At 63.8% G+C, this 21646-nt stretch carries 22 protein-coding genes, 1 tRNA gene and 1 pseudogene; 12 read left to right on the top strand and 12 right to left on the bottom strand.

Annotation, left to right across the window (positions count from 1 at the left end; genetic code table 11):
* The first annotated feature begins 77 nt into the window (after window positions 1-77).
* Window positions 78-716, top strand: coding sequence for a VUT family protein (locus tag K6301_RS13235; protein WP_247217563.1), 639 nt, complete (start codon window positions 78-80; stop codon window positions 714-716).
* Between the two features lie 53 nt (window positions 717-769).
* On the opposite strand, the gene K6301_RS13230 is transcribed toward K6301_RS13235, so the two are convergent.
* From K6301_RS13230 to K6301_RS13215, 4 genes are all read right to left on the bottom strand, one after another.
* Entirely contained in the window at window positions 770-1804 is a 1035-nt protein-coding gene (locus K6301_RS13230) for an esterase-like activity of phytase family protein (protein WP_425475342.1), read from the bottom strand.
* Window positions 1794-3692 (bottom strand): cobaltochelatase subunit CobT, encoded by a 1899-nt coding sequence (gene cobT, locus K6301_RS13225; RefSeq protein ID WP_247217561.1) that lies wholly within the window; start codon window positions 3690-3692, stop codon window positions 1794-1796. The genes K6301_RS13230 and cobT overlap by 11 nt, the downstream gene beginning before the upstream one ends.
* 16 nt (window positions 3693-3708) lie before the next feature.
* Window positions 3709-4707 carry a cobaltochelatase subunit CobS gene (gene cobS / locus K6301_RS13220; protein ID WP_241601156.1) on the bottom strand — a complete coding sequence of 333 codons (999 nt, stop codon included), beginning with the start codon at window positions 4705-4707 and terminating at the stop codon, window positions 3709-3711.
* A gap of 117 nt (window positions 4708-4824) precedes the next feature.
* Entirely contained in the window at window positions 4825-5457 is a 633-nt protein-coding gene (locus tag K6301_RS13215; RefSeq protein ID WP_247217559.1) for a J domain-containing protein, read from the bottom strand.
* Window positions 5458-5570: 113 nt separating this feature from the next.
* On the opposite strand from K6301_RS13215, the gene K6301_RS13210 reads away from it, so the two are divergent.
* The gene (locus K6301_RS13210; protein ID WP_247217557.1) at window positions 5571-5849 is read left to right on the top strand and encodes a BolA family protein; all 279 of its coding nucleotides are present in this window, start codon (window positions 5571-5573) and stop codon (window positions 5847-5849) included.
* Window position 5850: 1 nt separating this feature from the next.
* Here K6301_RS13210 and K6301_RS13205 read toward each other — a convergent pair.
* From K6301_RS13205 to K6301_RS13195, 3 genes and pseudogenes are all read right to left on the bottom strand, one after another.
* A pseudogene (locus tag K6301_RS13205) lies at window positions 5851-6549 on the bottom strand (transporter associated domain-containing protein); the annotation flags it as partial.
* A 182-nt stretch (window positions 6550-6731) separates the two neighbouring features.
* Window positions 6732-7859 carry a 3-dehydroquinate synthase gene (gene aroB / locus K6301_RS13200; protein ID WP_247217553.1) on the bottom strand — a complete coding sequence of 376 codons (1128 nt, stop codon included), beginning with the start codon at window positions 7857-7859 and terminating at the stop codon, window positions 6732-6734.
* 10 nt (window positions 7860-7869) lie between these two features.
* The gene (locus K6301_RS13195; RefSeq protein ID WP_247217551.1) at window positions 7870-8448 is read right to left on the bottom strand and encodes a shikimate kinase; all 579 of its coding nucleotides are present in this window, start codon (window positions 8446-8448) and stop codon (window positions 7870-7872) included.
* Between the two features lie 129 nt (window positions 8449-8577).
* Between K6301_RS13195 and K6301_RS13190 the strand changes: the two genes are divergently transcribed.
* The 6 genes from K6301_RS13190 to K6301_RS13165 all read left to right on the top strand — a co-directional run bounded on the left by K6301_RS13190 (window position 8578) and on the right by K6301_RS13165 (window position 13237).
* Window positions 8578-8727 carry a hypothetical protein gene (locus K6301_RS13190; RefSeq protein ID WP_134649410.1) on the top strand — a complete coding sequence of 50 codons (150 nt, stop codon included), beginning with the start codon at window positions 8578-8580 and terminating at the stop codon, window positions 8725-8727.
* Window positions 8724-9671, top strand: a complete 948-nt coding sequence (xerD, locus tag K6301_RS13185) for a site-specific tyrosine recombinase XerD (protein WP_134649411.1) — start codon at window positions 8724-8726, stop codon at window positions 9669-9671. The genes K6301_RS13190 and xerD overlap by 4 nt, the downstream gene beginning before the upstream one ends.
* A 78-nt stretch (window positions 9672-9749) precedes the next feature.
* Entirely contained in the window at window positions 9750-10703 is a 954-nt protein-coding gene (locus tag K6301_RS13180; RefSeq protein WP_247217549.1) for an acetyl-CoA carboxylase carboxyltransferase subunit alpha, read from the top strand.
* A 192-nt stretch (window positions 10704-10895) separates the two neighbouring features.
* On the top strand, window positions 10896-12383 hold the full coding sequence (locus K6301_RS13175; protein WP_247217547.1) for a L,D-transpeptidase family protein: 1488 nt from the start codon (window positions 10896-10898) through the stop codon (window positions 12381-12383).
* Window positions 12380-12628 (top strand): sulfurtransferase TusA family protein, encoded by a 249-nt coding sequence (locus K6301_RS13170; protein WP_247217545.1) that lies wholly within the window; start codon window positions 12380-12382, stop codon window positions 12626-12628. The genes K6301_RS13175 and K6301_RS13170 overlap by 4 nt, the downstream gene beginning before the upstream one ends.
* Window positions 12629-12784: 156 nt before the next feature.
* A complete protein-coding gene (locus tag K6301_RS13165; protein WP_247217543.1) occupies window positions 12785-13237 on the top strand; it encodes a GNAT family N-acetyltransferase in 453 nt (150 codons plus the stop codon).
* Between the two features lie 49 nt (window positions 13238-13286).
* Here the strand turns inward: K6301_RS13165 and K6301_RS13160 are convergent, their stop codons facing one another.
* Window positions 13287-14462 carry a CobW family GTP-binding protein gene (locus tag K6301_RS13160; RefSeq protein WP_247217540.1) on the bottom strand — a complete coding sequence of 392 codons (1176 nt, stop codon included), beginning with the start codon at window positions 14460-14462 and terminating at the stop codon, window positions 13287-13289.
* Window positions 14463-14491: 29 nt separating this feature from the next.
* A complete protein-coding gene (locus K6301_RS13155) occupies window positions 14492-15607 on the bottom strand; it encodes a D-alanyl-D-alanine carboxypeptidase family protein (protein WP_247217538.1) in 1116 nt (371 codons plus the stop codon).
* A 131-nt stretch (window positions 15608-15738) separates the two neighbouring features.
* On the opposite strand from K6301_RS13155, the gene K6301_RS13150 reads away from it, so the two are divergent.
* Both K6301_RS13150 and K6301_RS13145 read left to right on the top strand, forming a co-directional pair.
* Window positions 15739-16911 carry a M20 aminoacylase family protein gene (locus K6301_RS13150; protein ID WP_247217536.1) on the top strand — a complete coding sequence of 391 codons (1173 nt, stop codon included), beginning with the start codon at window positions 15739-15741 and terminating at the stop codon, window positions 16909-16911.
* 74 nt (window positions 16912-16985) lie between these two features.
* Window positions 16986-17062 (top strand) — tRNA-Arg (locus K6301_RS13145).
* A gap of 12 nt (window positions 17063-17074) precedes the next feature.
* Here K6301_RS13145 and K6301_RS13140 read toward each other — a convergent pair.
* Both K6301_RS13140 and K6301_RS13135 read right to left on the bottom strand, forming a co-directional pair.
* On the bottom strand, window positions 17075-17458 hold the full coding sequence (locus tag K6301_RS13140) for a CAP-Gly domain protein (protein WP_247217534.1): 384 nt from the start codon (window positions 17456-17458) through the stop codon (window positions 17075-17077).
* Window positions 17459-17480: 22 nt separating this feature from the next.
* A complete protein-coding gene (locus K6301_RS13135) occupies window positions 17481-18197 on the bottom strand; it encodes an META domain-containing protein (protein WP_247217531.1) in 717 nt (238 codons plus the stop codon).
* A gap of 190 nt (window positions 18198-18387) precedes the next feature.
* On the opposite strand from K6301_RS13135, the gene dxr reads away from it, so the two are divergent.
* Window positions 18388-19563: a 1-deoxy-D-xylulose-5-phosphate reductoisomerase gene (gene dxr, locus K6301_RS13130; protein ID WP_247217529.1), complete on the top strand. Its 1176-nt coding sequence runs from the start codon at window positions 18388-18390 to the stop codon at window positions 19561-19563.
* 16 nt (window positions 19564-19579) lie between these two features.
* Here the strand turns inward: dxr and hemA are convergent, their stop codons facing one another.
* Window positions 19580-20794 (bottom strand): 5-aminolevulinate synthase, encoded by a 1215-nt coding sequence (gene hemA, locus K6301_RS13125; RefSeq protein ID WP_241601174.1) that lies wholly within the window; start codon window positions 20792-20794, stop codon window positions 19580-19582.
* A 466-nt stretch (window positions 20795-21260) separates the two neighbouring features.
* Between hemA and K6301_RS13120 the strand changes: the two genes are divergently transcribed.
* Window positions 21261-21524, top strand: a complete 264-nt coding sequence (locus K6301_RS13120; RefSeq protein ID WP_064331830.1) for a YMGG-like glycine zipper-containing protein — start codon at window positions 21261-21263, stop codon at window positions 21522-21524.
* Window positions 21525-21646 lie beyond the last annotated feature (122 nt).

Below are 21646 nucleotides of genomic sequence, written 5' to 3'. Positions count from 1 at the left end.
ACCGGTCATCGGGCAGGCCTCAATGCGTTGGGCAAATCATTATCAATCCAACTGGTGGCATCACCCAGGATAAAAAAATGCTAGCGAACCGCATTACCCTTATCTATGTCCTCCTGATGACCGCCGTGGTCGTCGCCTCCAACGTGCTGGTGCAATACCCGCTGTCGGGAGAGCTGTTCGGCATCGCGCTTGGCGATCTTCTGACCTACGGCGCGTTCACCTATCCCGTCGCGTTTCTCATCACGGACCTGACCAACCGGCAGTTCGGCCCGCGCGTTGCGCGCCGGGTCGTCGCGGCGGGTTTTGTGGTGGCGGTGGCCTTCTCCTTTGCCGTGTCGATGCCGCGCATCGCGATTGCCTCCGGCTCGGCGTTCCTGGCCGGCCAGCTGCTCGATATCGCGGTCTTCAACCGGTTGCGCCGGCAGAGCTGGTGGCGCGCGCCGCTGATCGCCTCGCTGATCGGCTCGGTTCTGGACACGGTGATCTTCTTTTCCTTCGCCTTTGCGCCGGTCTTCTCGATCTTCGGGCCGAACGACGATTTCGCCATCGCCTGGGCGCCGATCCTCGGCATCTTCCAGGCCGAGGCGCCGCGCTGGATTTCATGGGCCATGGGCGACTTCTCGGTGAAGGTGCTCGTCGGCGTGGTCATGCTGCTGCCCTATGGCGCGCTGATGACCAAGCTGAAGCCGATGCCCAGCCTCGAAAAAGTCGCCTGAGAACATTCTTTCGCTACCGGATGACAGCCGCCCGCCGAAAGCGGGCGGCTTTTTCAATCGGGAAGCAGCCGGAATTCCAGCATCAGGTTGCGCTGGAGAATGGAGTGGTTGTCGTCGGAAACGACGATGATCCGGATATCGTCCGGCCCCATCACCACCACGTCCAGCCCTTCCATATTGTCGATCTGCTGGCTGAGATCGGCGTCGATCAGCACCTCGCCATCAACGACCGCGCCGGGCCGGATCGTATCGCCGTCGATGCGGCGGATACGCATGCCCATGCCGTCCGCCAGGCGGAACCGCCGCTCCAGGAGGACCAGGTCGCCGTTCGGCAGGAAAGCGCCGTCGGTGATGTCCCAGGGGTCGTTGCGCCTGACGAAGAAGATGCCGGCGCGTGGTCCGGAGAGCACGGCGGCGAAGACGTTGCCGTCGGGATCGAGGCTGCGTTCGGTGACGGTGACGAGCGCGCCACCCAGCGGCCCCGCCGCCGGCGACAGGGCAAGCGTCTCCATGCCGCGGTTGAAGCGCAACTCCTTCGGGTCGATCAGGAAGGGGATGCGGCGCTTCGGCCGCGCCTCCATGAAGCCGGGATCGGGATAGGCGTCGATGCGGTGATAGACCTCGAAGGAAACCAGTGCCTCTCCATCGACGAATGCGAGGCCTTCGGCATCCATCCTGTTCTTGACGCGCTCGTCCTGGCCGTTGCGGTCGAACATGGAGCGCGTTTTCACGTCGGTGATGCCGCTCAATCGTCCCTCGGCATCCCGTTCGATGCGGCCGGTCAGCCAGTGACCGGTATCGAGCACGGTGACGAAATGTTCGCGATCCCCGCGGAAACGGATAGCCGAGATGGAGCCGAGCAGGTTGGTGCTCGAGGTGTAGCTGATGCCGCCGAGGAATTCGAGCTTGCCGAAGACGCGCTTGTCCGACCCGAGCATGAACTGCGAGAAGGCGCGGTTGACGACGGGGACATCGATGACGTCGGCTGCGGCCGGACGCGCGGCGGGCAGGCAAAGGGCGGCGCAGAGCGCCGCACCTGCAAGCCGTTGCAGCAGGGATTGCCGGGCGGGCGCCGGACTAGCCCGCACGGCGGCGGGCCGGACGACTGCTTGTCGCCTCGTCGGCGAAGAGGGAAGCAAGCTGCTCCGTCATGGCACCGGCCAGTTCGTCGGCATCGACAATCGTGACGGCGCGGCGGTAGTAGCGCGTGACGTCATGGCCGATGCCGATAGCCAGAAGCTCGACCGGTGAACGGGTCTCGATCTGTTCGATGACGGCGCGCAGGTGTCGCTCGAGATAATTGCCGGGGTTCACCGAAAGCGTCGAATCATCGACCGGCGCGCCGTCGGAAATCATCATCAGGATGCGGCGCTGCTCGGGCCGTGCCAGAAGACGATCATGCGCCCAGATCAGCGCCTCGCCGTCGATGTTTTCCTTGAGCAGGCCCTCGCGCATCATCAGGCCGAGATTGCGGCGCGCGCGCCGCCAAGGCGCATCGGCAGCCTTGTAGACGATGTGGCGCAGGTCGTTGAGGCGGCCGGGCGATTGCGGCTTGCCACTGCCGAGCCACTTCTCGCGCGACTGGCCGCCCTTCCACGCCTTGGTGGTGAAGCCGAGGATCTCGACCTTCACGCCGCACCGCTCCAGCGTGCGCGCGAGGATATCGGCGCAGGTGGCGGCAACGGTGATCGGCCGGCCGCGCATGGAGCCGGAATTGTCGATGAGCAGCGTTACGACCGTATCGCGGAAGGTCGTGTCCTTCTCGCGCTTGAAGGATAGCGGCTGCATCGGGTCGATGATGATGCGCTGCAGGCGGGCGCTGTCGAGATAGCCTTCTTCAAGATCGAATTCCCAGGCGCGGTTCTGCTGCGCCATCAGGCGGCGTTGCAGGCGGTTGGCGAGGCGGCCAACAGCGCCCTGGAGATGGGCGAGCTGCTTGTCCAGGAAAGCGCGCAGGCGGTCGAGCTCCGCTTCGTCGCAGAGCTCTTCCGCGGTGATCGTCTCGTCGAATTCCTGCGTGAAGACCGTGTAGTCGACCTTCTCGTTGAAATCGGAGAACGGCTGGTTCGGGCGGCGGACTTCGCCGGGTTTGTCCGTCTCGTCGCCGTCGTCGTCGGCGAGGTCGTCGTCGGAGATTTCCGCGCCTTCCATCTCGCCTTCTTCCATCTGCTCGTCGGACGTTTCGTTTTCGTCGGCAGGGGCGCTGTCGTCGCCAGCCTCTTCTTGGCTGTCGCTGTCGTCCTGTTCGTCGCTGCGCGGCTGGTTCTCGTCCTCGGGCGTCTGGCTGTCGTCCGGCTCGGTCTCGTCGTCGCCGTACTGTTCGGCAACGTTCATCGACGCGAGCATGTTGCGCACGACGCGGGAAAAGGCCTGCTGGTCGTTGATGGCGGCCGACAGGCCGTCCATATCCTTGCCGGCCTTGTCCGTGATGAAATCGCGCCAGAGATCGACCACCTGGCCGGCGGATGCCGGCGGGGCCTGCCCCGTCAGCTTCTCGCGCACCAGAAGCGCCACGGCCTCCTCGAGCGGCGCATCGGCCTGACGGGTGATCGCCCCGAAATTGGCCTTGGCGTATTTTTCTGACAGCACGACGTTCAGGTTCTGCGCCATGCCCTGCATGCGGTTGGAACCGATGGCCTCGACACGCGCCTGCTCGACGGCATCGAAGATGGCGCGGGCATCCGCTCCCTGCGGCGACATGGTGGCGTGCACGCGGGCGTCATGGCAGGCCTTGCGCAACGCCATGGAATCGCCGAGGCCGCGGGTGAGCGCGACTTCGGCCGGCGAGGGCCGCTTGCTCAGTTCCGGCAGGCGGATGCGCTCGCCCGTCATGCCTGGACGCTCGTTGGCGAAGGTGACCTCCACCTCCGCATCGCCGGAGACGGCGCGGACACAGCCCGTCACCGCGCGACGGAACGGTTCCATGTCGACCACGCCGCCGGGCCTCGGCTTCGAATTGTCTCCGCGAGCTGCCATGCGCTTCTACCGGGCCTTAGGCCGTGGCCTCCAGCACGATATTGGCCGCACTTTCCTTCAGCTCGATGCCGAAGGCGCGCTGGTAGAGTTCGGCAACCAGCGTGCGTTCAAGCTCATCACACTTGTTGAGGAAGGTGACGCGGAAGGCGAAGGCGATATCACCGAAGATTTCGGCATTTTCTGCCCAGGTGATGACGGTACGCGGGCTCATGACCGTCGACAGGTCGCCGTTGATGAACGCGGCGCGGGTGAGATCGGCCACGCGCACCATGCGCGAGATCGTCTCGCGGCCGTCCTTGCCGGCGGCAAGACGCTTCACCTTGGCGGCGACGATGTTCACTTCGTTGTCGTGCGGCAGATAGTTCAGCGTGGTGACGATCGACCAGCGGTCCATCTGCGCCTGGTTGATCTGCTGGGTGCCGTGATAGAGGCCCGTTGTGTCGCCAAGGCCGACCGTGTTGGCGGTGGCGAACAGGCGGAAAGCGGGGTGCGGGCGGATGACGCGGCTCTGGTCGAGCAGCGTCAGGCGGCCCGACGATTCCAGAACGCGCTGAATGACGAACATGACGTCCGGGCGGCCTGCGTCGTATTCGTCGAAGACGAGCGCGACATTGTGCTGGTAGGCCCAGGGCAGGATGCCGTCCTTGAACTCGGTGACCTGAAGGCCGTCCTTGACGACGATGGCATCCTTACCGACGAGGTCGATACGGCTGACATGGCTGTCGAGGTTGACGCGCACGCATGGCCAGTTGAGGCGGGCTGCGACCTGCTCGATATGGGTCGACTTGCCGGTGCCGTGATAGCCGGAAACCATAACGCGGCGGTTATGGGCAAAGCCTGCGAGGATCGCCAGCGTGGTTTCGCGGTCGAACAGGTAGTCCGGATCGAGATCCGGCACATAGGCGTCCGCCTTGGAGTAGGCCGGGACCCGCAGGTCCGTATCAATGCCGAAAACCTCCCGTACGGAAACCGTGGTGTCCGGGAGGTTGGAAATATCGATATCCATCTTGCTCATCACGTCTCCGCGGGCGGCGGGCTCTCCTCCACCCAAATGTCTGTTGCCGGCGATGCTCGTCTGTTTCGACCGCATTCATGCGATGCCCGGCGGGAATCCGCCCGACTGCAAAATGCTCTAGCAGAAGCCGGCCTGCTTTAACAATTGATATGCTTGGATGACCGCGCGAAAACGCTCTTCCGAGCCTCTATCACCGCCATTTGCATCCGGGTGGTGCTTTTTGACAAGAGATTTGTATGCCGACTTGATGTCGTCGCTTGTCGCATTCGCCGAGAGGCCTAGCGTATCGAAAGCCTTCGCCTCCAGAGTCTTCAGCTTTCTTGCGCGGGGCTCCATCTGCGGGCGGCGGCCCTTGCTCTCGTTGAAGAAGCCGAAGGGGTCGCGTATGCGCTGATTTGCCCCGGCCGAGCCCGAGCGGGCCGTGCCTTGGGTGGGGCCGTTCTTGGACGCCTTGTTGACGCCTATGGTCCAGGTCGGGCGATGGCCGGTAATGGCTTCCTTCTGGTAACGCGCGATCTCGCCGTCGGAGAGGCCGGAGAAGTAGTTGTAGCCCTTGTTGTATTCCTTCACATGCTCGAAGCAGAACATGAAATACTGGCCTTCGGCATTGCGGCCCACGGGCGCGCGATGCACGGCATTCTCTTCGCAGCCGTCCCACTGACAGATCGGCGCGGAACGTTCGGGACGCTCCACGCGCCGCTTCGTGCGAATGCGGTCGAAGTATTTGGAATCGAGTTTCATGGCGCTCATTATGGGGTTGCGGCGAGCCCGCAACAAGAATTGACAAAGCGGTTTGTTGCTGGCTTTGTGAAACTATTTTGTTGCGTTGCGACAAGCCGTTTTTCCAACGCAAAGGTTTTTCAATGCCCGTGAAATCCAGCATCGCCGAGAAGCTTGAAGCAGCCTTTTCGCCCGAACGTCTCGAGGTCATCAACGAGAGCCATCTGCACGCCGGCCATCATGGCCATGACGGCGCGGGCGAGACGCATCTGCGTGTGCGAATCGTCTCGGCCGCCTTCGCCGGCATGGGCCGCGTGGCGCGCCACAGGGCAATCAACGATCTCGTGACGGCGGAATTCGATGCGGGATTGCACGCGCTCGCCGTCGAGGCTGCGGCTCCGGGCGAGTCAACGCGCTGGTAGGTCAGGCTGCGGGCTGTTCCGGCTCGATAGGGCGGATGCGCAGACGCGTGACGCGGTTCTTCACCCGTTTCATCACGATGAAGCGCTTGCCGTAGAAGGTGAAGGCTTGTCGTTCCTTCGGAATGGACTTCGATTCGTGGATGACGAGACCGGCAATCGTCGTTGCTTCCTCATCCGGCAGGTTCCAGTCGAAGGCACGGTTCAGGTCTCGGATCGGGACGCTGCCATCGACGACCAACGAGCCATCGGCTTCGCGCCGCACGCCCTGGACATCGACATCCTTTTCATCGGACAAATCTCCGACGATGACCTTCAGGATGTCCTGGAGCGTGACGAGACCCTGCACCTCGCCATATTCATCCACCACGGTGGCGAAATGCTCTTTGCGGCGCAGGAAAGCCGTGAGCTGTTCCTTCAGCGTCGTCGTGTCGGGCACGAACCACGGTTTCTGCGCGACCTTGGTGATATCGAGGTTATTCGGCTCGACACCGGGCTCGGTGAGAGCACGCAGGAGGTCCTTGGCGTGCACGACGCCCACGATGTTGTCGACCGAACCTGACCAGAGCGGCATGCGCGTGTATGGGCTTTCCAGCACTGCCCTGACGACCTCTTCCGGCGGATCGCCGGCATCGAGCCCGCGCATGGTCGTGCGGTGGATCATGATGTCGGACACTTCGAGCGCATCAAGATCGAGCGCGCTCAGGAGCTTTTCCCGGTCGGGTCTTGCCGACGCGCCGTCGCTCTGGCGGCGTTCGCCCTCGGCGTCGCGCGCACTCTGATGATTGCGCCACCGGAACAGCAGGATGACGAGAAGGATCAGGCCGAGGACAAGGACGATCACCGGCCAGGAGAAGGGAGCGAGCGCGGCGGGCGTTTCGCTGTTCATGTCGGCAGCTTTTCCTTGAGGAAGGCGATGACTTCGGATTGCGGCACGTCATCGGCGACGAAGGACTGGCCGACGCCGCGCGTGAGGATGAAGGTGAGCTTGCCGGCCTTGACCTTCTTGTCCTGCGCGATGGCGTCCATGAGAACCTCCGCCGGCGGCAGGCTTCCCGGAATTTCGCCCATGGTGGTGGGAAGGCCGACCGCGCGCAGATGCGCCTCGACGCGCTTGCCGTCGTCGGGGCTGCACAGGTTCATGCGGGCGGAAAACTGGTGCGCCAGCACCATGCCGATGGAAACACCTTCACCATGGACGAGGCGAGCGCTGTCGTAGTGCGTCGCCGCCTCCAGCGCGTGGCCGAAGGTGTGGCCGAGATTGAGCAGCGCGCGCTGGCCGTTTTCCCGTTCGTCGGCCGCGACCACGTCGGCTTTCGCCTGGCAGCTCGTGGCGATCGCCTCGATGCGGGCTTCGCCGCCGGCAAAGACGGCCTGCCAGTTCTTCTCCAGCCAGGCGAAGAAGTCCGGCTTGTCGATGAGGCCGTATTTGGCGACTTCGGCATAGCCGGCGCGGAATTCGCGGGGCGAGAGCGTATCGAGCACGTCGGTATCGGCGAGCACGAGGTCGGGCTGATGGAAGACGCCGATCAGGTTCTTGCCGTGCGGGGAGTTGATGCCGGTCTTGCCGCCGACGGAGGAATCGACCTGTGCCAGAAGCGATGTCGGGACCTGGATGAAGCGCGAGCCGCGGCGCACGATGCCGGCCGCAAAGCCGGTGAGGTCGCCGATCACGCCGCCGCCGAGCGCCACGACCGCGTCGTTGCGCTCGATGCGGGCGGCCAGCACGCTGTCGCAGACGCTGACGAGATGTTCGAAGCTCTTGGTCTTCTCGCCGGCGGGCAGCACCAGCGAGACGGCGTCGATGCCTTCGGCCTTGAGGGCCGCCATGAAGCCGTCGAGATAGAGCGGGGCGACGTGTTCGTCGGTGATGACGGCGATCTTGCGGCCCTTCAGGCGAAGCGCGATCTCGCGTCCCGCGGCGGCGATCAGTCCGGGGCCGATGAGAATATCGTAGGAGCGGTCGCCGAGGTCGACCCGCACGGTACGGCGCGCGGTGGCTGAAACGGTCATGGCAATCTCGTCATATCTTGCGGGTGGCGGCGATCGCGGCAAGCACCTCGTCCACCATGGTTTCTTTTCTCACATCCCGCGAAATGACCGTAACCTCGGCTTCCGCATAGATCGGATAGCGGGCGTTCATGAGGTTTTCGAGCGTCTGGCGCGGGTTTTCCGTCTTCAGCAGCGGGCGGGTGTCGCGCTTGCTGACCCGCTCCCACAGCACGTCGAGATCGGCCTTCAACCACACGGTCAGCCCGCCGCGCTTGATGTGCCGGCGCGTGTTCTCGTTGATATAGGCCCCGCCGCCGGTGGAGACGACGCGCGGTCCCGAGCGCAGGAGCCGCTTGATGACGCGGGTCTCGAGCGCGCGGAACTCGGCTTCGCCATAGGTGGCGAACAGATCGGGGATCGACATGCGCGAGACGCGCTCGATCTCGTGGTCGGAATCGACGAAGGGAATACCGAGCGCCTGCGAGCTCATGCGCCCGATCGCCGACTTGCCGGCGCCCATAAGGCCGATCAGCACGAGGTTGCGTTTGCCGAGGGCGGCACGGGCCTCTGCGGCAAGCGTAAGGGGGGGCTGTTCGATCAGCTCGGTCATTGCGTTTTCCGGGTTTTCGTCCCTTTCCGTATCGACAAAGCGCCGGAAGCGTCAAGCCTGCGTGACCATCCATCCCTTGCACTGGCGGCAGGGCGGGGCGATATAGAGGGCGTTGCCCCGGAGACCGCCATGCCCACCCTGTTCCGATTCCTGTTCATCTGCGCCGTGATCGCCGGATCGATCTACGGGATCATGGTGGCGCTGGTGACCTTCGTCGAGCCCAGTGAGCGCGAGGTCACGATCCGGATTCCGTCCGAACGGGTCAATCCACCGCAATGAGGGATCTGTCAGCGCTTCAGGTCGAATCCTTCCTCGAAATGATGAGCGCCGAGCGCGGGGCCGCGACGAACACGCTGCAATCCTACGAGCGCGATCTGGAAGACGTGAAATCGTTCCTCAACGCGCGCGGCGTGCGCCTGACGGAGGCGGCGCCGGACGATCTGCGCGCCTATCTCGGCCATCTCGCCAAGCAGGGCTTTGCAGCGTCGTCGCAGGCGCGGCGGCTTTCGGCGCTGCGGCAGTTCTTCAAGTTTCTCTACGGCGAGGGGCTGCGCGGCGACGATCCCACCGCCATCCTCGATGCGCCGAAGAAGGCGCGCTCGCTGCCCAAGACGCTGTCCGTCGACGATGTCACGCGTCTCATCACCCGGGCCGAGACGGAAGCGGGGGAGCCGGGCGGCAATCTTCTCCTGAAACGGCGCATGCATCTGCTCGTCGAACTGCTCTATGCCACGGGCATGCGTGTCAGCGAGCTCGTCTCGCTGCCGGGCAGTGTGCTGGCGCAAACCGGACGGTTCCTCGTGGTGAAGGGCAAGGGCAACAAGGAGCGGCTGGTTCCGCTGTCGCGCGCCGCGGTCACCGCGATGGAGGCCTATGGCGAGGCGCTGGCGGCCGAGATCGGCGACGATCCGGCGACGGGCGATTTCCTGTTTCCGGCGCAGAGCAAGGAGGGGCATTTGCCCCGGCAGGTCTTCGCGCGCGATCTGAAGGCGCTGGCCGGACGGGCGGGAATACGGGCTGCGACCCTGTCGCCTCATGTGCTTCGCCATGCTTTTGCCAGCCATCTGCTTCAGAACGGCGCGGACCTGCGCGCCGTACAGGAACTGCTGGGCCATCAGGACATTTCGACGACACAAATCTATACGCATGTGCTGGAAGAACGGCTGCACGCGCTCGTTCAAAACCATCACCCTCTTGCCAAACAGGCGAAAAAAACGGATTAGGACCCCCATCGCTGGCGACTGGCCCTCTGGCCGACGGCAGCCTGGCGCGGTTTGAGCAAACGATCGGAAACGCATCTCATGCACAATTACCTCGATTTCGAAAAGCCCATCTCGGATCTCGAAGGCAAGATCCACGAGCTGCGCAAGCTCGCCGAAGAAGATGAGAGCATCGACACGAGCGACGAAATCGGTCGGCTGGAAATCCGCGCCCGCGAGGCCATGGCCGATATCTACGCCAAGCTGACGCCTTGGCAGAAGACGCAGGTCGCGCGCCACCCGCAGCGTCCGCATTTCGTCGATTATGCCGCCCAGCTGTTCGAAGAGTTCACTCCGCTTGCCGGCGACCGCAAGTTCGCCGAAGACGAGGCGATCCTGGCGGGCCTCGGCCGCTTTCGCGGCGAGGCCGTCGCCGTCATCGGCCAGGAAAAGGGCAACGACACCAAGTCGCGCCTGAAGCACAATTTCGGCAGCGCGCGCCCGGAAGGCTACCGCAAGGCCATCCGCGTCATGGAAATGGCTGATCGTTTCGGCCTGCCGGTCATCACGCTGATCGACACCGCCGGCGCCTATCCGGGCATCGGCGCGGAAGAGCGCGGCCAGGCGGAAGCCATCGCCCGCTCGACGGAGATGTGCCTCAACGTCCGCGTGCCGATCGTCTCGGTCGTGCTGGGCGAGGGCGGTTCGGGCGGCGCCATCGCGATCGCCACGGGCGACCGCGTCTACATGCTGGAGCATGCGATCTACAGCGTCATTTCGCCGGAAGGTGCGGCATCGATCCTCTGGCGCGATTCGACCCGCGCTAAGGAAGCGGCAAGCAACATGAAAATTACGGCCGAAGACCTGAAAGGCTTCGGAATCATCGATGGTATCATCCCCGAGCCGATGGGCGGCGCCCACCGCGACCCGCAGGCTGTCATCGCGCGTACGGGCGATGTCATCGCTTCGTCGCTGAAGGAGCTTTCGGCCAAGCCGGGCGACCAGCTGCGCAAGGACCGCCGCCAGCGTTACCTCAATATCGGCCGTCAGCTCTGATCGGGGCGGCGCCCGCGCCGCCTTTGCCGCATCTCGGCCATATTCCTTGTGTCTGAAACGGTAGCAGCCGGCGTTCGGCTGCGCGAAGGAATTCCCGGTTAAGCATTTATGAAGTATAAGCCGGTTACGACAGCCTGTTCCGCCCTGCCGGTACGACGGCTCGCGATCTGACGATAGCTCACGGACCCCTGCATGCGCCTGTCTGTTCTTGCCGCTGTTTCGCTTCTCGCCGTGGCTGCCGCGGGATGCACCAACGAGACCCTCGATTCCTTCGACAAGGTCGATGTGGACATCTCCAAGGTCTCGTCCAAGACCAGCTACCAGCTGTCGCCGTCCATCGTGAGCAAGCTCGCGTCGATGAAGATCGACCGTTCCTCGCCCATCATGCTGCGCATCTTCAAGGAAGAGGGCCGGCTCGAACTTTGGAAGGCCGACCGCACCAACCGTTTCCAGCTGGTGCGCAACTACAAGATCTGCGCCTGGTCCGGCAAGCTCGGCCCGAAGATGAAGGAGGGCGACCGCCAGGCGCCGGAAGGATTCTACCCGCTCTCACGCGCGAACATGAATCCGAATTCGAGCTATTTCCTGGCGATCAACACCGGCTTCCCCAATACCTATGACCGCGCCAACAAGGCGAGCGGCACCAACCTCATGATCCATGGCGCATGCTCTTCGTCGGGCTGCTACTCGATGACCGACGAGCAGATGCTGGAGATTTTCGCCTTCGCGCGCGATGCCTTCGACGGCGGACAGAAGTCCGTTCAGCTCCAGGCGTTTCCGTTCCGCATGACGGCCGAGAACATGGCGCGCCATCGCGACAATCCCAATATCGAATTCTGGAAGATGCTGAAGGTCGGCTACGACCATTTCGAAGTGACGAAGCGTCCGCCCGAAGTGAATGTCTGCGAAGGCAAGTATGTCTTCAACCAGCAGGCCGAAAAGCCCTTCTCGCCGACCGGTTCCTGCCCTGCGATGAGCACGCCCGGTGCGCTCCAAACGGCACTTGCGAGCTACAACAAGACCTATGCGACCGCCTATGCCAGGGCGATGAGCAAATATGCCGGCACCGTCTGGATCGAGCCGTCGGAGGCCCAGCGCAAGGCCATTGTGGCCGATCAGCGCAAGGGCCGCGAACTGGCCTATGCGCCGACCGGAAATTCTCTCGATGCCGGCAAGCTGATGACCGAACGCGAGATCGCCGAACAAAAGCGCAAGGCTGAAGAGGCCGAGCGGCGCAAGGTCGAGGCCGCCGAACGTGCGGTGCGCGAAGCCGAGGAAGCCAAGAACAAGGCGGCTGCCGATTTCGCCGCCGACGTCGCCGCCACCAAGGCGGAAAAGCAGGCGAGGGGCGTGGGCTACCTGCCGGTGCCGGAACACAATCCGGGGGTCGCCTCTGCCGTCGAGAAGAAGGAAAAGAAGCCCTTCTGGAAGCTCTTCAGCCAGGACAGCGAGCCGCGCGAAGCCCAGCAGGTCCAGCCGGTCGTCAACGAAAGCGCTGCTCTTCAGGCCGATCAGGGCTCTGGAGAGGCCGCCACGCCTGCCGGCAAGACCGCAAGGACCGCGGCTGTCGCACAAGAGACGGATGCGGTCGCCACCCTTCCCGTCGCCGGCGGCGAAGCGGGCCAGCAGGTCGTCGAGCAGACGCAGAAAAAGCCGTTCTGGAAGTTCTGGCAGAAATGACCGACACCGCGGCGCAGGACGAGGCCGAGGTCTATGACCTGCGCGGCCTGAAATGCCCGCTTCCGGTCATGAAGGCCCGCAAGCGGCTGTCGACCATGCGCGGCGGTGCTGCACTCTGGGTCGAGACGACGGATCCGCTCGCCGCAATCGACATTCCGCATTTCTGCCACGAGGACGGCCATGCGCTCGAGGCAAGCGAGCGCGTCGAGAACGGCCACCGTTTCCTGATCCGAAAGAAGACCTGAGCCCTGGCGCGCTTGGATTATCCTTCCGTCCGGGTTATAGGGTGACCGTCTCGTGAGAAGGAGATTGATGCACAGAAACGAGAATTGAACCGCTTTGTCGCGGTGCTTTGAGCGCCTGCGGGCGCTGTTTTGTGCACTCCAATCTACGGACATATCATGAAAAACGTGGACCTTTATATCCGCGCCTATGACCAGGCGTTGGATCTCCTGAAACTGTCTGCCATCTGGTTCGATGCCTCGATGGCCGCGCATGCGTTCATCGGCGAGGCCCGCCTGCGCGAGCAGCGTGTCGCGATCGAAACGATCTACCTGCCGCAGGCGGAAACCTGGATTGCCTGCCATGCCGGCGAGCCTGTCGGCTTCATCAGCCTTCTGGATGCCTTCATCGGCGGCTTGTTCGTGGCGCCGGGCCGGCAGGGGCTTGGCATCGGCCGGGCACTCGTTCGCCATGCGCTCGATCTGAAGGGCGAACTGAGCCTAGAGGTCTACACGGCCAACCGGCAAGCCTACGGCTTCTACAGGAGCCTCGGCTTCCAAGAGCTGTCACGCCGGGCAACCGACAGCGAAGGGCTGCCTTTCGAGAATGCCATGATGCGCTTGAAAGCCTAGAGCACCGGCAGGGCGGCTTGGCCGCCCTGTTCGGTCCACGAGACTGCCGCTAAAGCTTCAGGCCGGGAATGGCGAGCGGGTTGTCGGCAAGGGCGGCGCGGTCCGGGCGGTCGATCTTCGGCGTGCCGGTGAAGGCGTCGAAGAGGTCGCGCACGAAGGCCTCCGGCAGGTCCTTCGTGATCAGCACCAGGCGTGTGCGGCGCTCGGCGCCCTCCGGCCAGGCGGGCAGCCGCTCGGGCGGGTGGAACACGCTCTGCACGCCATGCAGCACCAGCGGCCGCTCCGGGCTGTTTTCCATCAGCACGATGCCCTTCATGCGCAGCAGCTTTTCGCCATGGGCCGAGCGCAGGAGATCGATGAACATTTCCAGTGCAATCGGATCGATCGGGCGGTCGTGCACGATGCTGAACGAGCGGATCGTCGCGTCATGGCGCGTGACGTCATGGGCGTGCTGATGGCCGTGATCGTGGTGGTGCCCATGATCGCAACCGTGGTCGCAATGCTCATGGTGGTGATGGTCATGTCCATGCGCATGATGGTGGTCGTCGTGCGCCTCTTCGTGCAGCCAGCGGCGGACGTCCGGGATCTTGCTGCCGGGGTCGTAGAGGCCATTGGCCAGCAGGTCGGGACTGGCCAGGCCGGGAGCATCGACATCGGATACGGCGGCGCGCGGATTGAGCGCGGCGATTTCCCGGCGCACGGCGTCGAGCGTCGCCGTGTCGGCAAGCGAGGCCTTGCTGATCAGCACGCGATCGGCCACGGCCACCTGCTTGACGGCTTCCGGATGGTTGGCAAGCGTCGAAAGGCCGTTGACGGCATCGACGACGGTGATCACGCCATCGAGGCTGAAGGACTGCGAGAGGACAGGATTGCCCATCACGGCCTGCAGCACCGGTGCGGGGTCCGCGAGGCCCGTCGTCTCGATCACGACCCGTTTCAGCGGCTGGATCTTGCCCGTCTGCATGCGATCCATCAGATCGGCCAGCGTATCGACCAGCTCGCCGCGGATGGTGCAGCACAGGCATCCGTCCGAAAGCTCGATAATGCCGTCGCCCGATTGTTCGACCAGCAGATGGTCGATGCCGACCTCGCCGAACTCGTTGATGATGACGGCCGTATCGGTGAGCGCGGGATCCTTCAGCAGGCGGTTGAGCAGGGTCGTCTTGCCGGCGCCCAGGAAGCCGGTCAGCACGGAAACCGGCACACGCCGTTCAGCGATGGTCATGGTCGCTCCAGTTCAGAAATTATAGCCAATCAGAAAGTGGGGCGCGGGATGGGAACGGGGACATTGGCGATATCGCCCACGCCATTGGACGCGACCGTCTCGACACCGTCTGGCTTGGCCGTATCGCCGCCGCCCAAGAGGCCGGCGAAAACGAACCGCAGGGGCCGGTCCAGCTCGTGAATGTAGGGCGAAGCCAGTTTCTGGCGTCCGGCCTCATCGCGGCCTTCGCTGCGGACCTTGGCGGCATGCTTGGAGCAGATTTCCTGCGAGATGTCGGCGACGATGTCGCGCGTCTCGCCGTAAGGCCTCAGCTGGCCGAGCGTGGGAACATTGCCGGGGCGCCCCGTCAGGCCCTTCTGCAGCATGCCCGCGGAAATGTCGGCGCGCGCGCCAAGGCTTTCGGAGCCGAGCACGACGGAAACGACGCTGCGGCCATTACGCGTGGCGGACGAGACCTGGTTGAAGCCCGAGGCGCAGATGAAGCCGGTCTTCATGCCATCCGCGCCGTCGAAGCGGCCGATCAGCATATTGAAGTTCGGATACTGCTTCTTGCCCGTCGTGAAGCCTTCCAGCGCGAAATAGGAGGCGTATTGCGGGAATTCCCGCTTCAGTGTGACGGCAAGAACCGCGAGGTCGCGAGCGGTCGTATACTGGCCCTTGCCGGGCAGGCCGTTCGGATTGATGAAGCGCGAGGAACTCATGCCGATGCGTTTGGCCTCGGCGTTCATGCGCTCGACGAAGGCCGGTTCGGACCCGGAAATCGATTCGGCGATGGCGACGGACACGTCATTGGCGGACTTGACGAGGATGATCTTCAGCGCACTGTCCAGCGTCATCCGTTGGCCCGGCTTGAAATACATCTTGCTCGGCGGTTCGGCGGCGGCGTGCTTGCTCATCGTGACCGGGCTGTCCAGCGTGATCTCGCCGGCCTTGACGGCGCGGAAAACGGTATAGGCGGTCATCAGCTTGGTGAGCGAGGCTGGATACCAGCGCTGGAAGGCATCCTCGTGTTCGATGACTTGGAGCGTGTTGACATCCACCAGCATGCGCGGGCCGGCCATGGTCGCCGTTGCGGAGAAGGTGGCTGCAAGCAACAGGGCGGAGCCCAGAAGGCGCGCGCCCATGCGCGTCGTACGTCCGTTCATCTGCAAAGATCTGTCCTCGAAATCGGGAGTTGTCTCGAACCGTCGCCATATTTAACCTATATGGCACCGTGATGGCAAAGCCATCGAGAGCTGATGGCCGAATTTCGGGCCGAAATGACAGGACGTGTTGCATGCCGATTCTGAACCGCGCCGCAGAAATGCAGGATGAAATCGCCGGATGGCGCCGGCACCTGCACCGGGAACCGGAACTGCTCTTCGCGGTGGAGAAGACGGCGGCCTTCGTGGCCGAAAAGCTGCGCGAATTCGGCGTCGATGAGGTCGTGACCGGCATCGGCCGGACGGGCGTCGTCGGCATCATCCGCGGTAAGGGCACGCCTGCCGGCGCGGGGCGCACAATCGGCCTTCGCGCCGATATGGACGCGCTGCCCATCGAGGAGGCGACCGGCAAGCCCTGGGCCTCGACCGTCAGGGGCAAGATGCATGCCTGCGGTCATGACGGCCACACCGCCATGCTGCTGGGGGCGGCCAAATATCTCGCCGAGACGCGAAACTTCACCGGCAGCGTCGCGGTGATCTTCCAGCCGGCGGAAGAGGGTGGCGGCGGCGGCAACGAAATGGTCAAGGACGGCATGATGGAGCGCTTCGGCATCGCCGAGGTCTACGGCATGCACAACCTGCCCGGCATGCCGGTCGGCGCCTTCGGGACGCGCCCGGGCCCCATCATGGCGGCGACCGACGAGTTCACCATCGCGGTGAAGGGACGCGGCGGCCATGCGGCCTTGCCGCACAAGACCGTCGATCCCATCGTCATCGGCGCGCAGGTCGTGACGGCGCTGCAGACCATCGTGTCGCGCGTCGCCGACCCCGTCGATTCGCTCGTCGTGTCCGTGACGAAGTTCAATGCGGGCTTTGCCCACAACGTGATCCCTGAAACCGCGCAGCTCGCCGGCACCGTTCGGACGCTGAGCCCCGATATGCGCGAGGGGGCCGAAGCCCGTATCCGGCAGATCTGCGCCGGCCTTGCGGCTGCCCACGGCGCCGAGATCGTCGTGAATTACCACCGTAACTATCCGGTTACGGTCAATCATGCGGAGGAGGCCGGCTATGCGGTGGCCGTGGCGCGCGAGATCGCCGGCGACGCGTCGGTCGAACCCGCGATCGCCCCGATGATGGGCGGCGAGGATTTCTCCTACATGCTGCTGTCCCGCCCCGGCGCCTTCATCTTCGTCGGCAACGGCGATACGGCCGGACTGCACCACCCCGCCTACGACTTCAACGACGACGCCATCCCCCATGGCGTGACCTACTGGGTCAAGCTCGCGGAAAGCCGTCTCGCCGCCTGACGAAAGGGATGCGTCCTCGATCCACCGAAAATCGCTTGGCTTCACGCCAAGGCTTTTGTATGGGTGCAGTCAGTGGTCCCGTAGCTCAGCAGGATAGAGCACCAGATTCCTAATCTGGGGGTCCCGCGTTCGAATCGCGGCGGGATCACCATTTCCGGAAAGATCAGACGTCTTCCTTTTCACGCTCCGGCGTGACGACGCGTGGCTTGGGGCGTATGGCGGGCACGATGGAGGGTTTGGCGATGACCGTCTTCGGCTGCGGGGCCTTGATGCCGAGCATGTTGCGGATGCGGTCGGAGACCAGCGGACGGAATCGGCTGGCGCGGAAGGGCATGTCGACGGCGCCGTAGCCCTCCGGGCCATCATCCTTGCCGCGATACAGTTCCATCAGCTTGATGCCGTAGAAGTCGCCATCGACATAGTGCCTGTAGTGGCCGGCCCAGCGCACCGTATAGACCTGCCCCTTGCGGATGCCCTGATCGATCGAGACGTTCTTGAAGCGGTCGTTGATGCAGACGACTTTCTGTCCGACCTGGAACGTGGGCATGGCGCTCTTCCTTTCCGTGCCGTCAGCCGGTCTTGCGGCAGATGACGCCGGGGGCGTTTTCGCCCTTCGTCAGGTCGTAGAGCGTCGCTTCGTCGCCCTTCGTCCACCATTCGAACTGGCCGCCGGCATATTTCGCGCCCGACGCCGCCATCACGTTGGATGCGATGAACGTTTCCTCGCCGCGGCGGATCACGGCCAGCGAATTGTCGCCGACATTGATATATTCCACGACGATCCGCAGTTCGTCGTCACACTGGTAGCTGATGGTCTCGCGCGCCACGCTCTGCTCGGGGCCGGGCAGGCGGATGACGATGTCGGTGTTGTTCTTCATGGCAGCGAGGCGAATCGCCGGCGCGCCTTCCTTGGCCGTGAGGTGCAGGATGCCGTTTTCGAGCTTCCACGACGTGACGGTGCCGAGCGCGTCGAAGAACTTCTGCTCCTGATCCATGATGGCGGGCGCGCACATCTTGCGGGTGGCTGCGGCCGGCGCGAAGGCGATGTTGCCGTTCTGCACCTTCAACTTGCCGCGATAGGTGTTGCAGCCTCCATTGCCGCCGTAGGATCCGTCCGGCTTTATCTCCAGCGTCGTCTGGAGATTGTCGATCACGCCGTTGCCGGCGATGTCCTCGGCGAGCCACGTTCCACCGAGACCACCGGGGACCGGCTCGTCGGCACAGGCCGGAGCTGCCGCCAGAATGGCAAGGCAAGCGAGGGTCCATACTCTCAGGCGTCGGTGCACAGGTTTCTCCAATCGCGTCCAGGGCGGCAGACCGTTTGCGGGGACGTTATGGCCGTCCGGGCGAAAAGGTCAAGCGGCGGGTGTCATAAGTCCGCCCAAGCCTTTGCTTTACAGCATTTCCATGACTTGTTGCAGGCGTCTTTCGCCTGTAGAGCCTCTTCTGACAAGAAGAAAACTGCGGACCCCCCTCATGGCTCTCGACGCGCGGCAAAAGCGACGCATCACCATTCTCGGCTCGACCGGCTCGATTGGCACCAGCACGCTGGACGTGCTACGGCAGCTCGGCGGCCGCGACCGTTTCGACGTTCTGGCCGTCACCGGCAACGGCAATGTCGACCTGCTTGCCACGCAGGCCAGGGAGTGCGGGGCGCAACTGGCCGTGACGGCCGACGAGAACCGCTACGGCGCGCTCAAGGATGCGCTTGCCGGCACCGGGATCGCGGTGGCGGCCGGGCGCGCGGCGCTTCTGGAAGCGGCATCCGGCGATGCGGACTGGGTGATGGCGGCGATCGTTGGCACGGCGGGCCTCGCACCGACGCTTGCTGCGGCAAAGCGCGGCGCCGATATCGCGCTTGCCAACAAGGAGTGCCTTGTTTCGGCGGGCGATCTCTTTGTTGGTGCGGTCGCGGAAGGCGGCGGGCGGCTCATCCCCGTCGACAGCGAACACAGCGCGATCTTCCAGGCGCTGGAGGACGACCAGCGCCATGCGGTGGAGCGCATCGTGCTGACCGCCTCCGGCGGCCCGTTCCGCACCTGGAGTCGCGAGCAGATGGCGGGTGTCACCGCCGATATCGCGCGTGCCCATCCCAACTGGTCCATGGGCTTGAAGATTTCCATCGGCAGCGCGTCCATGTTCAACAAGGCGCTGGAGATGATCGAGGCGAAACATCTCTTCGATGTGCGGCCGGACCAGATCGAGGTGGTGGTGCATCCACAATCGATCATTCATTCGATGGTGGGTTATGTCGACGGCTCGGTGCTGGCGCAGCTCGGTGCGCCCGACATGCGCACGGCGATCGGATATGCGCTGACCTATCCGCAGCGCGCGCCGCTCGATGTCGAGCGGCTGGATTTCGCCAGGCTGTCCCGCCTCGATTTCGAAGCGCCTGACGAGACGCGGTTTCCGGCGCTCCGGCTGGCGCGCACGGCGCTCACGCGCGGCGGGCTTCAGGGCGCGATCATGAATGCGGCGGAGGAGGTGGCGTTCCACGCCTTCGTCGGCGGGCGCATCGGCTTCCTGTCGATGGCCGACATCGCCGAGCAGGTGATGGACAAGCTGGCGCATCTTCCGCCGGCTTCGTCCATGGACGATGTCTTCGCCGCAGACGAAGAAGCCCGGCAGGTGGCTGCCGGGCTCATCCGATAAACCTGCGTCGTCTTTATCAGGCGACGGCGCGGGCCAGCGCGCAACGCGACCACAGCGAATGCAGCGCGCCAACGAGGTGCTCGATATCGGCATCCGTGTGCAGCGGCGTCGGCGTGATGCGCAGGCGCTCGGTCTTGCGCGGCACGGTCGGGTAGTTGATCGGCTGGACATAGATGCCGAAATTGTCGAGCAGCAGGTCCGAAATCCATTTGCACTTGGATGCGTCGCCGACCATCACGGGCACGATATGGCTCGGATTCGGCATGTGCGGAATGCCGGCGCGATCGAGCGCGGCGCGCAGCTTGCGAACGCGGTCCTGATGGCCGAAACGTTCGATCTGGCTTTCCTTGAGGTGGCGGATCGAGGCGAGCGCACCGGCGGCGAGTGACGGCGGCAGCGACGTGGTGAAGATGAAGCCGGACGCGAAGGAGCGTACGAAATCGCACAATGCGGTCGAGGCGGCGATATAGCCGCCCATCACGCCGAAGGCCTTGGCAAGCGTACCCTCGATGACGGTGAGGCGATCCATCAGGCCGTCGCGTTCGGCAATGCCGCCGCCGCGCGGGCCGTACATGCCGACGGCATGCACTTCGTCGAGATAGGTCATCGCGCCGTATTTGTCGGCGAGGTCGCAGATTTCCTTAATGGGCGCGATGTCGCCATCCATCGAGTAGACGGATTCGAAGGCGATCAGCTTCGGCGCCTTCGGGTCGGCCGCCGCAAGCTTGGCTTCGAGGTCCTTCAGGTCATTGTGCTTCCAGATCACGCGCTCGCACTTGGAGTGGCGAATGCCCTCGATCATCGACGCGTGGTTCCCGGCATCGGAAAAACAGATGAGGCCCGGGATCTTGGAACAGAGCGTGCCGAGGGCGGCCCAGTTGGACACGTAACCCGAGGTGAAGAGCAGGGCCGCTTCCTTGCCATGCAGGTCGGCGAGTTCCTGTTCGAGCAGCACATGGTAGTGGTTGGTGCCGGAGATGTTGCGGGTGCCGCCGGCACCGGCGCCACACTGGTCGATGGCGAGCTTCATCGCCTCGGTCACCTTCGGGTGCTGGCCCATGCCGAGATAATCGTTGGAACACCAGACCGTGACATCCGTCGGGCCTTCGGCCGTATAGCGGGTCGCCTTGGGGAAGCTGCCCTTCTGGCGCTCGAGGTCGGCGAAGACGCGGTAGCGGCCTTCCTGATGCAGGCTGTCCAGCTCGTTCTTGAAGAAAGTCTCGAAGTCCATCCAGAGTCTCCGGCCGGGCATCGTCCCGGGCATTATCGTCATTGACGGTCGTTCATCCGGCTATACCAGGCGCCCCTACGCTGCAACGCATTCCGCTGCGGCAAATCGGCGCCACCTTTGAACCATTCCAATGTATGTTAGGTCCCCAAAGGCCACTTCCTGTTGATGCATGTCAAGTCTGCACGAAAAAAGGAACGGGCTGAACCCTTCGTTTCATCGAACCAGTTTCAGCTTTTTCGTCGCAATGCGGCGGTAACCGAACGAGGGCGTAATAAACGGAATCGCAGGCATATTTATTCGGAGTCTAAAAAAATAGTTCGCCACCATAGACTTCCCCGTTTCGCGGTATATTTTCGTCTCTGAACAGACATGCCCGTCGTGAGGCGGGCGCGTATGTTGGCTCAACAGAAGGGGATAGTTCGGACCTGGAAAACCGGGACGCAACTCAACTTTGGAGAACACCTTCATGAAGAAAGTCATTGCGCTCGTCCTGGTCGGCCTTGCTGTCGCCAGCTGCACGCAGACGGAAAAGGGTGCGGGTATCGGCGCCGTCTCCGGCGCGATCATCGGTGGCGCCGTCACCGGTAACGTCCGCGGTGCTGCCGTTGGCGCGGCCATCGGTGGCGTTTCCGGCGCTGTCATCGGCAGCGTGTCCGAGCAGCCCGGTCAGTGCTACTACCGTGACCGTTACGGCCGCCGTTACATCGACCGTTGCCCGTCCGGTTACTGATATCAGACAGATGCAACTTTTGCGAAGCCCCGGGCATCCCCCGGGGCTTTTGCATTGTCCGGAAAAGGCACAAAATTACGTTCTGCGCTTCAAATCCGCGGCGCCTGCGTGTAGAACCGGCG

Origin of the sequence: Shinella oryzae, assembly GCF_023038235.1 — a bacterium.
Taxonomy (GTDB): domain Bacteria; phylum Pseudomonadota; class Alphaproteobacteria; order Rhizobiales; family Rhizobiaceae; genus Shinella; species Shinella sumterensis.
This window is presented reverse-complemented; position numbering and strand designations above follow the sequence as displayed.

Coding starts and splice junctions, on each gene's coding strand:
- K6301_RS13170 (WP_247217545.1), top strand. CDS start 12,380: ATGACCGACACCGCGGCGCAGGACGAGGCCGAGGTCTATGACCTGCGC.
- K6301_RS13235 (WP_247217563.1), top strand. CDS start 78: ATGCTAGCGAACCGCATTACCCTTATCTATGTCCTCCTGATGACCGCC.
- K6301_RS13140 (WP_247217534.1), bottom strand. CDS start 17,458: ATGCCCACGTTCCAGGTCGGACAGAAAGTCGTCTGCATCAACGACCGC.
- K6301_RS13150 (WP_247217536.1), top strand. CDS start 15,739: ATGCCGATTCTGAACCGCGCCGCAGAAATGCAGGATGAAATCGCCGGA.
- K6301_RS13210 (WP_247217557.1), top strand. CDS start 5,571: ATGCCCGTGAAATCCAGCATCGCCGAGAAGCTTGAAGCAGCCTTTTCG.
- K6301_RS13155 (WP_247217538.1), bottom strand. CDS start 15,607: ATGAACGGACGTACGACGCGCATGGGCGCGCGCCTTCTGGGCTCCGCC.
- dxr (WP_247217529.1), top strand. CDS start 18,388: ATGGCTCTCGACGCGCGGCAAAAGCGACGCATCACCATTCTCGGCTCG.
- cobS (WP_241601156.1), bottom strand. CDS start 4,707: ATGAGCAAGATGGATATCGATATTTCCAACCTCCCGGACACCACGGTT.
- K6301_RS13190 (WP_134649410.1), top strand. CDS start 8,578: ATGCCCACCCTGTTCCGATTCCTGTTCATCTGCGCCGTGATCGCCGGA.
- K6301_RS13165 (WP_247217543.1), top strand. CDS start 12,785: ATGAAAAACGTGGACCTTTATATCCGCGCCTATGACCAGGCGTTGGAT.
- K6301_RS13160 (WP_247217540.1), bottom strand. CDS start 14,462: ATGACCATCGCTGAACGGCGTGTGCCGGTTTCCGTGCTGACCGGCTTC.
- K6301_RS13195 (WP_247217551.1), bottom strand. CDS start 8,448: ATGACCGAGCTGATCGAACAGCCCCCCCTTACGCTTGCCGCAGAGGCC.
- K6301_RS13175 (WP_247217547.1), top strand. CDS start 10,896: ATGCGCCTGTCTGTTCTTGCCGCTGTTTCGCTTCTCGCCGTGGCTGCC.
- K6301_RS13215 (WP_247217559.1), bottom strand. CDS start 5,457: ATGAGCGCCATGAAACTCGATTCCAAATACTTCGACCGCATTCGCACG.
- xerD (WP_134649411.1), top strand. CDS start 8,724: ATGAGGGATCTGTCAGCGCTTCAGGTCGAATCCTTCCTCGAAATGATG.
- hemA (WP_241601174.1), bottom strand. CDS start 20,794: ATGGACTTCGAGACTTTCTTCAAGAACGAGCTGGACAGCCTGCATCAG.
- cobT (WP_247217561.1), bottom strand. CDS start 3,692: ATGGCAGCTCGCGGAGACAATTCGAAGCCGAGGCCCGGCGGCGTGGTC.
- K6301_RS13120 (WP_064331830.1), top strand. CDS start 21,261: ATGAAGAAAGTCATTGCGCTCGTCCTGGTCGGCCTTGCTGTCGCCAGC.
- aroB (WP_247217553.1), bottom strand. CDS start 7,859: ATGACCGTTTCAGCCACCGCGCGCCGTACCGTGCGGGTCGACCTCGGC.
- K6301_RS13180 (WP_247217549.1), top strand. CDS start 9,750: ATGCACAATTACCTCGATTTCGAAAAGCCCATCTCGGATCTCGAAGGC.